Genomic DNA, 14,892 nt, shown 5'->3' on the forward strand with positions numbered 1-14,892 from the left:
TGAACTATAGATCTATTGGCACTAAAATCAATGGCGTTGGCAAACAGGAGGCCCCAGGAGGCGAATAGGTAAAATTAATCTCCTGAACCTCTTTTGACGGATCTGGCTTATATATCTCTACTAAGATGAGTTCAGGTGCCGCTTTTGTAATTAAAGCATCGCTAGGTAGCTGTCTAATAACTTTTTTACCATTATTATCAAACAGTTCCATCGCCAATCCCATTCCTCCACACCATTTATTATCTGCAGAGCGCGAATTCCAAGTGACCAATGCTAATGCTTTGCCGTCTGTACTCTTCCATTTTATTTTAGTATTGTATAAAACACCATAATTACCCGCATTTCGTGCATACGCTTTAGCTTCACCTATTGTTCCTTCTATCCAAGGATCATCTTTTCCATCCGCGATAATAAGCTGCGTAATACCCGATTTTGTATCTAAAGTATCCTTACTGGCTACAGCATAGTTTGCGGTTCCGAAAAGCCCCCTACCAGCGTTGCCATGGCTATGAGGGATTACATTCTTTATTCGCTCAAAAGCTTTAGGACCACTTACCTCCGGTGATGTCTGCAGTACAGAAATCTGTGCAGGTTGATCTACGACAAACTCATAAAAGCCATGTACCAGCTCATCATACGCTACAATATTTTTCTCTAACTGTTCATCTATAGCTATCACCTCACCGGGTTTAATCTGCCGTACGCTCTTAGTAACATTAGAGGCGAAATAGTCTTCTAAGCCCTGTTTACCCACCTGAAAATAATTCGTACTTGGTTTCTGAGAGGAATATTTCAACATACGCAGAGACATTATTTCTGTCCCTGTATTCTTGATAACAGCCGTAATTTTTCTCTTAATTTTTTGAGGTTCTTTTACTCCATTAACATTATACACATATAAACGTACGGCTCCAGGCACGACATTTTCCTGTAATGCAATAGCTTCTGGCACTCGGATATATTCAGGATCATCAGATATAATAAATTGAGGTCCCGGCATAACCGTTTTGTTAAACTCTATCTTAGGAAAATCAGTTCTTAGAAAACCATCTAGCTTTAAAATACTTCCTACTTTTCCAGTACGAACAACTTTTTGCTCGCTTTCTGTTGCATAAAAATTTTGCTGTGAGGATTGTGCCATCGCACTGATACTAACACCTAACATTCCTCCAAAAAGGATAAAACCAAATATATTCTTCTTCATAAAATTATTTTACGGTTACTTTAATTGTTTTGACTGTTTCTTGGATATCATTGTAATTCCCATTTACAAACACAAAGGACACTTCATACTCCCCTGGGCTTGTAAACTTATATACATACTCTTTCAAATCACTATCTGGATATTTCTTGATAGCAGTTCCTTGATCTGGACTCACCTTATTGGGATCAAAACGCTTCGAAATTGCCCATTTCTCGACATCCAACAAATTACTTTCTGGGTTGTAAAAAATCATATTTGGGTCAGATGTGAAATTCCACACTCCTTTTTCAGAAGGCAACATCACAACGGAAGTCCAAGCAGCGCCTGTACGATTGGTTACCGCGATGGTTTCCGTATCTGAAAATTTATTCTGAACATTAAATTGATATACACGCCACGTCCGTTGCTGTGCACTACCGGTTGTGGAAGCTAATCCGACATATTTAAACGCAAAGAATACGGGTTTACCAGGTTCTATTAGATCTTTAATACTGGCATAGTCCGATATGGTACGCACCCCCACAGCTCCGTTTGCAGCAGTACACCACGTCAAACGATCACTTATATCTGTCCATTTAGCGGTTTCAACATCCTGTTTAGCATATTTTCCGTTAAAATCCGTCGAAACCAATAGTTTTAAATTATTCGGCTGAATACCATACAACACTTGTGTTTCGATATTGAGTCGTAGATCTCCTCCCTCTAGTTCCACACGATTACGGTGCTTGTATTCCTTCCCTTTTTCGCCAGAATAAAAGGTAACCATATCTGCCGCTCCATCAAAACTAAAGCGAACTTCTTCATTTACTTTATACACCTCTCTGCCTGTCGTCACATTCACACTTGGCACAACTATTTTGTCCCGTACACAGGACACCATCGTGCTCAAACAAATGACTATAGCGAATAATATTTTTGTTGTTTTCATATGTATATAATCTGTCTTTTAATGGCCATTAACTTGTCCCGACTTGTCGGGATGGAATATCCAAACTATATTCATTCTTGTTCATGAAACCTGAGCTACATGGATATTTCATTGTGATAGCTTAAAAATTACCAACCTGCATTTTGTTCCATTGCCTTATTCACCACCATTTCATCTCGAGGGATAGCAAACAAGGTATCTCTATCTGTAATATTTTCCGCTGTTCGGAATCCGTATTGATAACTTGCATTTGCAGACGACTTATAGGCGATCAAACCTTTCATTGTTGGCACAAATATTCCCCAGCGAATCAGGTCAAGACGTCGCTGCCCTTCAAAACCTAATTCCATGGATCGTTCCGATTGGAGGGCGATCTGAAAATCAATCTCATCTAATCCAGCGGGTAAATCGGCTTCATTGACGTTCACGGCACCGGTTCTCAATTTACCATAAGCTCTTCTCCTTACCTGATTTACATACTCATCAGACTCCGCGCTTCGATTCCCTGGAAGCATGTTATCAGCCTCTGCGTACATGAGCAGAACATCGGCATAACGTAATAAAGGAAAGTTTATAACCGTGGTATTCGTACTTTTAACTCCCGTCTTCTCGTATTCACGGCGCCATTTCGCGGCACAACGATTATAATATATAGCAGCAGAACTTCCGGTATATAGGATTCTATTTGTGCTAGGAGCAGCTTCATAGTAATAATCGTTGATATTCCAGTCACGTCGCTCGTCACCTGTTTTGAATAAGTCATAATAAGACTTCATGATTTTTTGTGCACCATAACTGTATCCTATGACCGTATTTGACGTACCAATACCATTGATAGAACCTACCGAACCTTCCTCATACTGTGCCCCCGAGATATACGAGAACTCGACCTCCCATATTGATTCTCTAGTATCATAGGCTTTTTGAGCGTGGTTTTTAAATATCTGAGTATAATCTGTATTTAAGCGATGGTAACCTAGATCAATAACTTTCCCAGCCCACTTTTTTGCATGTGTATATCTTGACTTATCTCTTAATGGTGCTCCGGCCATCTTTAAGTTGACGCGTGCCAAGACTCCCCACACAGCAGACTTTGACACTCTACCTGCATTACTGTACGAAGTCACATCAGCTACTTTATCTGCTGCAATCTCCATGTCACTGACGATTTGTGCATAGATTTCTTTCAGTGTACTAGGTTTCATATCGACTTCACTAGGTGATTTCGTGGCTTGAAGACGTAAAGGAACTCTTCCCCAGTTCGAGGTTAATACGAAGTAATAATAGGCGCGTAAAAATAACGCTTCACCTCTATACACTTCGCGGATGGCATTAGGCATATCTGCTTTATCAATATTTTCCAAGAGCATATTGGCACGATTAATCCCCTCATACAATGCAGTCCATGTATTTAACAACTTGGTATCACCAATATCATAATTGTAAAGCGCAATATCCTGTGTATTACTAGACAGTGCAAAAAATCCTTCATCACTCATATCCATTTCGAAAAACAAATAGCGACCATACATTGCCGACTTACCCAATACATCATATACCCCGCTCAGTGCAGATAGAACTTCCTTTTCATTTCTATAATAATTGGCAGGTGCTACAAAATCCGTCGGATTTTCATTTAAGAATTTATCACAAGAACCTAAAAAGCTAGAGATTCCTAAAAGACTATATAAAAGTATCTTCTTCATTACTTACTTCAATTAAAATTTAAAAAGTAACATTTAAACCAAATGTGTAGGTCTTAGCCCTTGGGTAAGCCGAATAATCAAATCCAGACGTCAATGCCGAATTGCGTACAGATACTTCTGGATCGTATCCCGAATAGTTTGTCCAGGTATGTAAGTTCTGAGCGGAAAAATAAATACGAGCTTGCGCTATCTTGATCTTGCTGAGATATTCTGACGGTATATTGTAACCAAAGGCAACTGTCTTTAATCTCAGAAAAGAAGCATCTTCTACCACACGACTCGAATAGGTTTTGTAAATCACACCTTTTGCTGCGGGCAAAGTTCCTTCTGGATTAGAAGGCGACCAACGATCTTTATAGCTCTCAAACTGGTTAGTGTTGTATTTATAGCCAGACTCCATAATAATACGATTAGCATTCATCACATCATTACCATAAGACCACTGCAAGAATACATTCAGATCAAACCCTTTGTAAGCAAAGTTATTTGACCAGCCTCCAAAATGCTTTGGTAAAGGATTACCTATTACGACTTTATCATCGTCATTTATGATCCTGTCTCCATTCAGATCCTTGTATTTAATATGCCCTGGTTGTACAGTAGTTGTACCATTGGTCGTAATAGTTGGTTTTAAAGTATAGTTTGCTCCATCAAAATCAAAGTCATCATATCCATATACTCCATCCCAAAGCAAACCATAGAACTGAGAAACAGGCTGTCCTATCTTAGCAATATATCCAGGAACAGTTTTCCAGTCATCCCCCCAGCCCATTGCAGTAAGTCGTGCTGTCTGATTATCGACCAATGCCAAAACCTTATTTCTGTTGAAGGAAATATTAAAATCAGAAGACCAAGTAAAAGCTTTCTTTAAAGGCACAAAACCCAATGTAATCTCCAATCCATCATTCTGAATCTTTCCAATGTTCTTGATTGAAGTACTAAATCCTGTTGATGGCGACATTCCTGCATTCATTAACAAATCGATACTCTTTTTGCGATATACATCCAATACTAAAGAAATACGCTCATTAAAAAATCCTAAATCCAGACCAAGATCCGTTTGTTCTGAGGTCTCCCATCTTAGATCAGCATTACCCAATGACGTTGGTATTACACCTCTAATAATATTACCTCCAAAGCTGTAACCACTCGTATTTTGGCTTTGCAAAGCAGCATGAGCAGCAAAATTCCCTACGGCATTATTCCCAGTTCTTCCCCAAGAAGCCCTTAACTTAGCATTAGACATCCAGTTCAGATCTTTCATAAACTTTTCATTATTGATACGCCAAGCACCTGCCAATGAAGGGAAAAAACCATATATATTATCACCTAACAATCGTGAAGAACCATCCATGCGACTTGTGATAGTCAGCATATAGCGCGAGTCATAAGAATACATTGCACGCCCCATAAAACTAGCCATTGTTGCAGCTGAGGTTGTAGAAGTAATACTTGAAGGCTCGCCTTCATCCAAGCCTGACAGGCCAAGGTTTTCATTTTGTAAACGGATAGCTGAAGCACCAAAAGTCAAACTCGAAGCTCGTTCGGCTGTAAATGCAGCCATCGCATTGATGTAATGTTTCTTTGCCAAGGTCTTGGTGAATGTCAATTGATTGGAAACATACCAGCGATCAGACTCTATGAAACTGCGAGAACCATTTAATTGGGAGTTCGTAAATTCATGCCCTGTCCGAGAATTAGCTCCATTATAGGTATCATACCTCCTATTACCTTTATAGTACGTTCCTGATAGTTTGTACTTAAGAGACTTCAAAATCTCATATTCTCCATATCCATTCACTGTAAACGTAGTACCATAGTTTTCCCGCAGTTCATTCTGCGTGGTCATAATCGGGTTAAAACGATGCTCTTGAGATTGCTCAATTTCAGGATCTAACCCCTCTTCCAAAAGGTTTGTATTCGTAACCGACACCGGTCTGAATGCCCAAACGCTAAATAACAAATTAAGTTCGTGGTTATAGTTTGACGTAGATGTAGGCGTTCCGTAATTCTTATAGTTTGAGTAATTAGCATCTAAACCAACTTTCAACTTATTATTCACCTGTTGATCCAGTGTCAGACGGCCTTGAGTACGGCCAAAACCGGAATTCAGAATAATCCCCTCCTGATTAATCCGTGATAAAGATGCACTATACTTCGTTTGCGCAGTACCTCCACTCAAAGAGAGATGATGGTTAGACATAGGGGCAACTCGCATGACCTGATTTTCCCAATTGATACCATCCAACAACTTATAATCCTCTATATCAACTTCGCCCCCCTGCAGGTAAAGTCCCTTTGTTCTTACAGGATCAATATCCCATTGCAATTTCACAAAATCATAAGGCTTTAATACCTTTTGCCTGCGAGAGCTATTCTGAAAACCATAATATGTATTGTAACCGACCTTTGGAGCGGATAGTTTACCACGCTTGGTCGTTACGATCACAACACCATTACCCCCTCTTGCGCCATAAATTGCCGTTGCAGACGCATCTTTTAAAATATCTATAGACTCTATGTCCGCTGGATCTAACGCATTTATAGGATTTGCAGCAGCATTTCCATCGTTAGGGTTTTCGACAGGCATACCATCAATAACATAGAGAGGCCCCGTGTTTTGGGTAATAGAACCAATACCGCGAATCACAATATCAATATTAGAACCTGGCTGACCTTCTGAGGAAGTTACCTGAACCCCCGCAACGCGTCCAGCTAATGCTTCATCAAATGATTTCACTGGAGCTTTTTGTAAATCCTTCATCTTAACAGACCCAATGGATCCTGTTAAATCCGAACGCTTTTGCTCTCCATATCCGATTACAACAACGTCCTCCAACAAAGAACTGCTTTCGACCAGTCTTATCTGAAGAACTGTCTGTCCATCCAAATCATAGTTTTGAGGCTCGTATCCAAGCGAGTTAAACAATAACTTACCCTTAAGCCGATCTGTATTAATAACAAACTCTCCCCGTTTATTAGTTTGAACCGTAATATTACTTCCTTCTAATTTTACTGTTACAGCCTCGACTGGGGCACCAATATTATTGACAACCTTCCCGCTGATTTGACGCATCTGAGCATGAGCTAAAGATATTGTTGCACATATCCAGAGGATGGCTACACCTACTGCAGACCAATATTTATATTTTATCATTTTAGATTATTTTTGGTTAGTCTTAAAAAGCTTAGTTATTGGCCGAAATCAGATTACCTTTGAAATCAACCTTTTTTTCAAAAACTTTCAAATGATGGTCTAATAGGACCGCAACTTTTCTCCTATCCAATCTTGTTTCTTCATTCACCAAACCAGAAATACCAGTTTGACCGAAAATATTTTGAACTTCATTAAGTGTAATCTGCTTTCCTATCGCAGAGAATATTTCCTGTAGATCCCTAACATTCAAAGGCTCGCCAGAAGCAGTCCAATTGTTCAACAATTCAGGATAGTAGGTTCTTAATCCTAGCATCAATTCATAGCCACTGATTTCACGTTCTGGGTAAAACCAAGTTTGGTTCGCCCACTTGTATGGAATTCCAATGCCACGTAGTATACCCGTCGCCCCTATTTTATGTAGGATTTTAAACTGTGGATCTGTCGAAGGAACATCTATATAAGGCATGATATAGGCCTTATGATCAAGCAAAGTGGACTGAACATCCCGAATTGCAACCTTAGATGGATTTATTCCTTTTTGAACAGCTAGTGCAGCCACGACTCCCGAAGCTTGACCAATGCCCAAAACTACAGGCTGAAGGCGGGTAGCACCATTTACGATATTACTTACGCCAATACTTTTTTCTGCAACAATCAAACCTTCATAGTCTTTTGGTATCAAGGCTCCCATCGGCACGTTGTATGAGGGTACACGGATTTTAACAAAATCAATCTCGGGAGCATTGCCATATTTATAATGGTGATGATCGATTGTATAATCTCCCACGACCACTCCTGTACGATAATACGATTCTGGAGTTTCAAAAGGAGTCATGATATGTTGCAAGGAAAATAGCGACTTGGCTTGAAGTCTACGGGACTCTCTATGATAAGGAATCATAGGAAAACCATCTTTGGTCGGATATTCGCTAAAATCTATCCCCAAGTGTTTAAAACCTAATTCAGCCTGGATATAATACACAAAGCGCAATGTCATCTGCTTGGCTTCTTCCAATAATTTGACACGTTCGGCAGGAGTTTTCTCAACAATATTCAGATAAATATCGTTTCCTTTTTTAGGCCAGTTGATCATAAACTTATTATTAGGAAGCCGCCCATACGTCAACATCTTAAAACAATCGTTATTATCTTTAAGGAGCGTAGCCGGATCCGAAACATCACAACAACCTGCAAACTCTTCCTTCGAATAATTTTTCGGTTTTTTGATGGTCTTATCGATGCCCTTTCCAAAATCTTTTAGGGTGATGACGTAAGTCAGATCCTGAACGATATCGTTTCCTTCTGCTAACGCAAAAGGCTCATTATTCAATGACTTACTATCCATTCCCAGGTAGTAAGGTACATTCAGGGAAGCCATTACATCGCCTAGCTCTGTAGCATCAATCAACACTTTTCCTTCAACGCTTACCTCTTTACCTTTTTTATCTTTTGCTGTTATAACCCATCCTTGAACAGTCTTACTAGCTTTAGACCAAGTTGTTTCAAAGAGAACCTGTATATTCTTTTCTCTTTTTACCATTTCTTGTAGAATATTATTACCTACAGACGGCTCAAATAAAGTATTACTCACCCAACCCGTCTCGACGGCTTTTGGTCCACCATAATAATCATACAACTTTTGACGAAACTCGGCCCACAGTCCTGATGGCAGACGATGGTTTCCATCAATTGCGGAGACACCAGCAGCCGTCAACATACCTCCCAGCCATACCGTCTCTTCCAGAACAACTACATTTACACCAAGCCTAGATGCTTGAATAGCCGCCATAGTACCACTAGCGCCACCACCAATAATAATAACATCCGTCTTCAACTGTGCGTAGCCAAGCTGAGTCGTCGCCGCAATTATTAAAATAAATTGTAAAAAAATCTTCTGCATATCATTTATCGTTTTTTAACTAATACCGCACTCACTACTTTACGCTCACCTGCGACATCTGAAGGCTTTATCGTAGTAACCCCATCGACAACCATCGATGAAGATCCCCCTCCATCTAAATTCACTGCTCCCACACACCCTATTTGAAGCATCACTTGCGCCACTTCTTTTAACGTTAAACCAGGTGCTCCATCCCTGTTACCACCTTCTGCAGCGAATAATACCACATTACCATTTTTCAAATAACCGATTGCCGATCTAGCACGGGAAGATGTATTATCTACAGCGATAAGCTCTTGTACATCAGTTATATTTACACTAGAATCTTTAACCAACATAGGTGACCCACCAATCGCACTGTTCTGTTCCCACAAACTACCTCCTACAGGAAAACTTGCAGTTGGAATAGCCTGAGGTGCTTTTCCTTCTTCATTAGGACTAGGCTGTGGATAAGCATAAACCCCGTTGCTTAAGGTGTATATCCATGAAACGGATGGCTTATTCTCTTTATTTAATCCGAAAGCTGCACGTGTCGGGTAATATGGAGTACTTACCCCACCTAAAGCTCTATTCAAACTCTTAATATTATCTGCACTCTTAAGTCCATTAAATAAAACCAAACTATAACTAGCGCCCGTCCCAAAAAAGCCTCCATTTATGCAGGCATACACCTCGCCGGATTCTTCATTAAAAAATGTTGAAGGTGTTTTTGCTGTAGTTGACATAATAGGTTTAAACTCCAGATTCAGCTTGGGATTGAAAGCCAATATATACATGTTGGTTGCCTTACCATTCACGGCTTGATTACTTTTGTAAACCGCTATTCCTTTCGGAAATGTCGACATCAACCCCTGTTGCTTTTGCCAAACCACTGTATCCAAATCAATTACAGGCTTGGGAGTTTTATATTTATCAAGCTGATAAATTGAATATAAGCCTACTTCTTCCTTTTTATTACATGCGAACTGCAATAATACAGCTGCAATAAGAACACTATTCACCAAAAGTTTATGTATCATAAAGTCAATAATTAGGTATCTAAGACACTAAATAAGAAAAAAAATATTGAAATATCAATTTATTTTTAATTTATTTTAAAAACAAAGTCTTTATTACACTATTTATTAATAATACAAGTCAGGAGTAGTATTGTATTTCAGGCAGCGTAGCAACCAATTCATAAAAAAGGCGGGATAAATCCCGCCTATAAATTCAAACAAACAACACATTACTTTTTAAGACCTTCAGCGAGCTGTTCCCACCAACCATAATTGATGATATGCACAATATCAAATACCATTGCACCATGCGATTTTGAACGGCACATCTTAAGAGCCTTTATAAATTGCTCTGGATGTTCCTTGTATTGCTCCACGTAAAGCCCTGCATACACAGGTACTTTTCCCATAGTCACCTTATTCACCAGTTCTGCAGACCCTTCTACCGTATACCAATCTTCCTTTTTCACCACCAATCCAGATTCTAACGTTTTTTCTGTAGTATCTGTTTGTTGTAACAATTCTGACTTTTCTACCTCAAAATAATAGTTCCCGGTAGTAAACAAATCGAGATATTCTGCGTACCCGGTATTTTTATAAGCTTTGTTTGCCCAAGGAAAATCTAAACTAGGATCGTACTCCTTACTTGCAAAATTAACCCCGACATCGTAATAAAGCGGATACCAAGATCCCGTGTAGTCCCCAAAAACGATGTTTGGATTAATCCTCTTGATTTCATTGCGGGCTTCTAAAATAAAATCATGGATGACTGTGGCTCTCCATTGTAACCAATCATTAAACAATGGGCCATCAATCCGTTCTTTACCCTTGAAACTAAAAATGTCAACAGGAAAGTCCGTAACTTCTTTTCCCAGATGCCTCTCAAATAAAGCTTTGCTTTTCGGTGAAAAATCTGCATTCAAGTTATCAAATCGAACACGATCTAAGATAATACCGTCCAATTTCGGATATAATCCGACCAGCTCCTTCAATATAGACAGTTCATAGGCTTGTACTTCCGGTAACGCTGGATTGATCATGGCTGAATACTTGGTCTTTTGTTCCGTTATCAACTTAAATCCTTCTGGTAGATACGACATTGTCTGCCAAGCAGCTTTTGCGGTATCACTATACACCACCCCACGATCAAAATAATTGTGCCCTGCAACAAATACATTGGTAGAAGCATGCACCTTTAATCCTAATTTCTGTCCCTCTTCAATAAATACCGTTAACATATCCCATGACAGATCTTTCTTAACCTTACTCTCCCCCCAAGAAGTCATAACAGGGGCGATCTTACTCGGGTACAAGACCTCACCGGTAATTGGCTTTACATCGACGACGATATCTGTTATTCCCGCATCCTTTGATTTTTTCAGGTAATAAACAATCGAATCTTTAACGCAAAAGCGATCAAAATTGGCCGTAGCATCAAACCATAAAATATTTCTGTTGATAAAATAATCTATTGTCTTCTCTTCTTTTAAAACAGAAGAACAGGAGATACATAAAACAGAAATAAACAAAAAAAGTAAGCGCATAATAAAATATAAGATAGTTCTAAAATAACCTACCTTCTAATATATAGAAGGTAGGAATAAAATTATTTAGTCCGCATAGGTTGTAAACTCATGACATACTAAATACCCGAATGTGCTAAGCATGTAAACCTGAAGACGCTCACCATTTTCTGATGTACCGACACAGATATCTCCAGTAGCATTCAAGTTCGCATTCCCCAAGAATAATTCAGATTGATACACACGTAAATCATTATAATTAGGAGCCGAGATAGATGTTCCAATTAATGCTCTATTAGTGATATCATAAACGAACATTTGTGAATTATCATTTTTCTCAATCAATTTTAATTGGGCAACAATATCAGCATTATTAAACCGGATGTAGGCTATAGAATTATTCATTACTGTATTTGGTACTGTTGGAAAAGTAGCAATCCGTCCATAACTTGATCCCGAGAGGTAAACCAATTCCGTATTTACACTTGCAATATAATTCGTCCCCTCATCAGCACTCATAGGCACGTACTCTGCCAAGAAACCCAACGAAGTTTCACCATCCTTATATTCTTTTAAAACAGGCTGTGCACTTGTGAATGAACCATTTTCCATTCGCCACTCATAAAAGAATCTACTATTGGCCAATGACGCCGTCATTACCCCCTTACCAGTCAGACTTCCTGCCCATGCTACCTTACGTCCAATACTTCCATCACCAGGGACAGTGGCTGGTTTGACATTTGTCCATTCCAACAGCTTAACTGGACTTTTATCATTTACATTATTATACCTATAAACAATAAAAGCATTATTCGCAGGTGTGTAACTAGTAATCGCAAATGACTCAGTTCCATCGCCAATTCCCTGAAATGACAAACGCCCTCCAGGCAAAGGACTAGTTATACTGTGCGAAAATACACCAGTAAATCTATTATACACTTTAAATACAGACGGGTTACTTCTGGTAACAATAACAACATAATCACCGCTGACAAATAGAGAGGTTTCATTATTTGCTGAAAAACCTAAATCTGCCGCAGTTTTTACAAATAACCGACGGCTAATTCCCAAACCACGATCTTTCTTCACGGGCTCTTTAACAACAAAAGTATAGTCAGATTTAGCATCACCAGGAGCTGAAACACTGAAAATTTTAGATCCAGTTCCTAAATCAATCGTACTACCGTTTGCAATAGATCCTGTTGAATGCTTATTGATTACATATTCCAACTTTACCTTACTCACATCGATACCAGGGAGAACAAAAAAGGTCACGGTTTTCCCTGTTATAATTCCTTCCACGACATCCGTACCAACAGTTATTGTCGCTTTACTTAACGCCGTACTTCCTCTTTTCAAGGCTTTGACCACATAATTCTGCTCTTCGCCTGTCCCCGACCGTACGGTTAAGGTCCGGGGCTCACTCAGATCAATGAAACCATTAAGCCCGGGAATTATCTGGGCATCTGCAGGCAAAGATGCTCTTAAAAGCATACGTTTCAGATTCACTTCATTGTCCGAATCTATAGGATAATGGTAATCTACATTTACAAAGAAAGTATCATTCGCAAAGGTACTATTAAACAAACGATCAGTAGCTTTTCCTTCTATCGTGGCATAAATATCCGCCAAGGTCTTTTTATCATTCCGCTGCCCATAGTCTGGCTTCTGGCAAGCATTAAAAGCCAACAAAACTACGGCGCCGTAAACTATATTTTTCAATAACATTTTCATAATTTTTAAGTGAACGTATGATTACCAACCAAAGATTTGATCAAGCCCTAAATTCAGCTGCACCTCATTTTCCGGGATTGGCAAGTAATAAAGTTTTCCGGTAAAACTTCTATTGACTGCATCTGCCGAAACAACCTCGTATGTATACCCCGTACCCAATCCAGTGATTTTATGACCTGTCATTTTCTTACCATTCAATTCGATATGTGCCTTTCTCCATCGACGCAAATCCCAAAAACGGTGTCCTTCAAAAGCTAGTTCTACTTTTCGTTCATGCTCTATAGCTTGCATCGCCTGAGTATTACCTGAAACACTGATAGCGTTGAGCCCCCTTTTATTCCGTAACATATTGATATAGGTCGTTGCTGAAGCATAATCATCCAATTGTGCTTTGGCCTCTGCCAATACTAAGACAATTTCTGCATACCGCATCTCAACCCAACTTTGCGTACTTTTATTCACAACAAAAGTCGTATTGTTCGGATCTAACATTTTCTTTGCATAATACCCTGTAACTGTACGCTTTGGATCTCCGCTTTTACCAAACTCTACAAAACCTTCCACAACGTCAGCTTCCGTAGTATTGACTACACGTCCCTTCCAAATTGAGTTATTATGCAGAATTGTTGCTTCAAAACGAGGCTCCCTATTATTATAAGGATTAGCGGCATGCACAGGATTAGACCAAGAAAACTTAGTACCATCTGCCATTTCAAATTCATCAACCAGTTCTGCAGTGGGCACCCCATATACAAGTGCATTTCCTGCGGCATCACGCGGAGGGACATAGCCCAAGTCATAATCGTGTGTTATATTAGGAGCTAAGTAATCCACCCTAAAAATAGCTTCTTTAGTATCTTTCTTTCTAAATATCTCAGCAAAATCAGCGTCCAACGCATACAAGCCCTCTTCTGCCAATTCAACAACTTTTGCCGCAGCATTGGCGGCTATGCCAAAATAGTCCTTTGCTTTTGCTTGTGGGATTCCTGTCAGGGCATCCATGTTAAACTGCTTGTTATCATATTTTGCTATTGAACCAGCGTACAATGCTACGCGTGACAGCATACCATAAGCTGCACCTTTAGTTGCGCGTCCGCTCAGATTTGTTTTTGGCAGATTCTCCGCAGCAAAAGTTAAATCTTCAATCATAAAATCATACACTTCCTGTTCACTAGAACGTGGTTTATCTTTCGAATTATAATCGCCTAATGACCTAAAAATAGGAAGGCTACCATGCAATTTTGCCAACCAGAAATAAGTATAAGCTCGGACATAACGACCTTCTGCTTCATACATTATTTTTTGTTCTTCACTTAGTTTAGATTTTGTTCTTACCCCCTCCAGCATTTCATTAACACGTCTAATCCCAACAAAACCTGGGTTCCAAAAGTTCAATCCTACTGTAGCAGGAGAGAAATAATTCGAATTAGAGATCAAAGTATTAACAGTACCATTGCCCAAGGTATTAGAAGTAAATTTCATACCATCTGCTAAGGCATCCATAGCATTATTGTAACCCAGATTCGGAAAATTACCGAACTGAAATTTTTGAAATACCCCATACATACCTGAAACGTATAGTTCGGCTGTACTAGGATCCGACCAGACACTCTCCTCGACAAGACGATCTTGTAGATTCAGATCCAGATTACACCCTTGAAAAGATATAGCCGCCAGTGCTAAAATCGCTACACTCGTTCTTTTTATAGTTGTTTTAATATTTTTCATGAGAATCACTTAAT

Annotated in this window: 9 protein-coding genes; all 9 read right to left on the reverse strand. The window is 39.3% G+C overall.

All coding sequences use genetic code 11. The features are described from left to right. Nucleotides 1-4 precede the first annotated feature (4 nt). The 9 genes from CLV99_RS18680 to CLV99_RS18720 all read right to left on the reverse strand — a co-directional run bounded on the left by CLV99_RS18680 (nucleotide 5) and on the right by CLV99_RS18720 (nucleotide 14,878). Nucleotides 5-1,204, reverse strand: coding sequence for a copper amine oxidase (locus CLV99_RS18680; protein ID WP_133586032.1), 1,200 nt, complete (start codon nucleotides 1,202-1,204; stop codon nucleotides 5-7). Between the two features lie 4 nt (nucleotides 1,205-1,208). After that, on the reverse strand, nucleotides 1,209-2,132 hold the full coding sequence (locus CLV99_RS18685) for a DUF5017 domain-containing protein (RefSeq protein WP_133586033.1): 924 nt from the start codon (nucleotides 2,130-2,132) through the stop codon (nucleotides 1,209-1,211). A gap of 128 nt (nucleotides 2,133-2,260) precedes the next feature. Next, nucleotides 2,261-3,838 (reverse strand): RagB/SusD family nutrient uptake outer membrane protein, encoded by a 1,578-nt coding sequence (locus CLV99_RS18690; protein WP_133586034.1) that lies wholly within the window; start codon nucleotides 3,836-3,838, stop codon nucleotides 2,261-2,263. Nucleotides 3,839-3,857: 19 nt separating this feature from the next. Then, nucleotides 3,858-6,995: a SusC/RagA family TonB-linked outer membrane protein gene (locus tag CLV99_RS18695; RefSeq protein WP_133586035.1), complete on the reverse strand. Its 3,138-nt coding sequence runs from the start codon at nucleotides 6,993-6,995 to the stop codon at nucleotides 3,858-3,860. A gap of 31 nt (nucleotides 6,996-7,026) precedes the next feature. Continuing rightward, a complete protein-coding gene (locus CLV99_RS18700; protein WP_133586036.1) occupies nucleotides 7,027-8,895 on the reverse strand; it encodes an FAD-dependent oxidoreductase in 1,869 nt (622 codons plus the stop codon). A 5-nt stretch (nucleotides 8,896-8,900) separates the two neighbouring features. Continuing rightward, nucleotides 8,901-9,914: a phosphodiester glycosidase family protein gene (locus CLV99_RS18705; RefSeq protein ID WP_133586037.1), complete on the reverse strand. Its 1,014-nt coding sequence runs from the start codon at nucleotides 9,912-9,914 to the stop codon at nucleotides 8,901-8,903. A 209-nt stretch (nucleotides 9,915-10,123) separates the two neighbouring features. Further along, nucleotides 10,124-11,437, reverse strand: coding sequence for an alpha amylase family protein (locus CLV99_RS18710; RefSeq protein WP_133586038.1), 1,314 nt, complete (start codon nucleotides 11,435-11,437; stop codon nucleotides 10,124-10,126). Between the two features lie 66 nt (nucleotides 11,438-11,503). After that, entirely contained in the window at nucleotides 11,504-13,150 is a 1,647-nt protein-coding gene (locus CLV99_RS18715) for a DUF5018 domain-containing protein (protein ID WP_133586039.1), read from the reverse strand. A 21-nt stretch (nucleotides 13,151-13,171) separates the two neighbouring features. Further along, nucleotides 13,172-14,878, reverse strand: a complete 1,707-nt coding sequence (locus CLV99_RS18720) for a RagB/SusD family nutrient uptake outer membrane protein (RefSeq protein WP_133586040.1) — start codon at nucleotides 14,876-14,878, stop codon at nucleotides 13,172-13,174. Nucleotides 14,879-14,892 lie beyond the last annotated feature (14 nt).

It is taken from the genome of Sphingobacterium yanglingense, assembly GCF_004363245.1.
Taxonomy (GTDB): domain Bacteria; phylum Bacteroidota; class Bacteroidia; order Sphingobacteriales; family Sphingobacteriaceae; genus Sphingobacterium; species Sphingobacterium yanglingense.

Bases quoted from the DNA above. Each gene is read 5' to 3' on its own strand.
- CLV99_RS18680 (WP_133586032.1), bottom strand. From the start codon at position 1,204: ATGAAGAAGAATATATTTGGTTTTATCCTTTTTGGAGGAATGTTAGGT.
- CLV99_RS18685 (WP_133586033.1), bottom strand. From the start codon at position 2,132: ATGAAAACAACAAAAATATTATTCGCTATAGTCATTTGTTTGAGCACG.
- CLV99_RS18690 (WP_133586034.1), bottom strand. From the start codon at position 3,838: ATGAAGAAGATACTTTTATATAGTCTTTTAGGAATCTCTAGCTTTTTA.
- CLV99_RS18695 (WP_133586035.1), bottom strand. From the start codon at position 6,995: ATGATAAAATATAAATATTGGTCTGCAGTAGGTGTAGCCATCCTCTGG.
- CLV99_RS18700 (WP_133586036.1), bottom strand. From the start codon at position 8,895: ATGCAGAAGATTTTTTTACAATTTATTTTAATAATTGCGGCGACGACT.
- CLV99_RS18705 (WP_133586037.1), bottom strand. From the start codon at position 9,914: ATGATACATAAACTTTTGGTGAATAGTGTTCTTATTGCAGCTGTATTA.
- CLV99_RS18710 (WP_133586038.1), bottom strand. From the start codon at position 11,437: ATGCGCTTACTTTTTTTGTTTATTTCTGTTTTATGTATCTCCTGTTCT.
- CLV99_RS18715 (WP_133586039.1), bottom strand. From the start codon at position 13,150: ATGAAAATGTTATTGAAAAATATAGTTTACGGCGCCGTAGTTTTGTTG.
- CLV99_RS18720 (WP_133586040.1), bottom strand. From the start codon at position 14,878: ATGAAAAATATTAAAACAACTATAAAAAGAACGAGTGTAGCGATTTTA.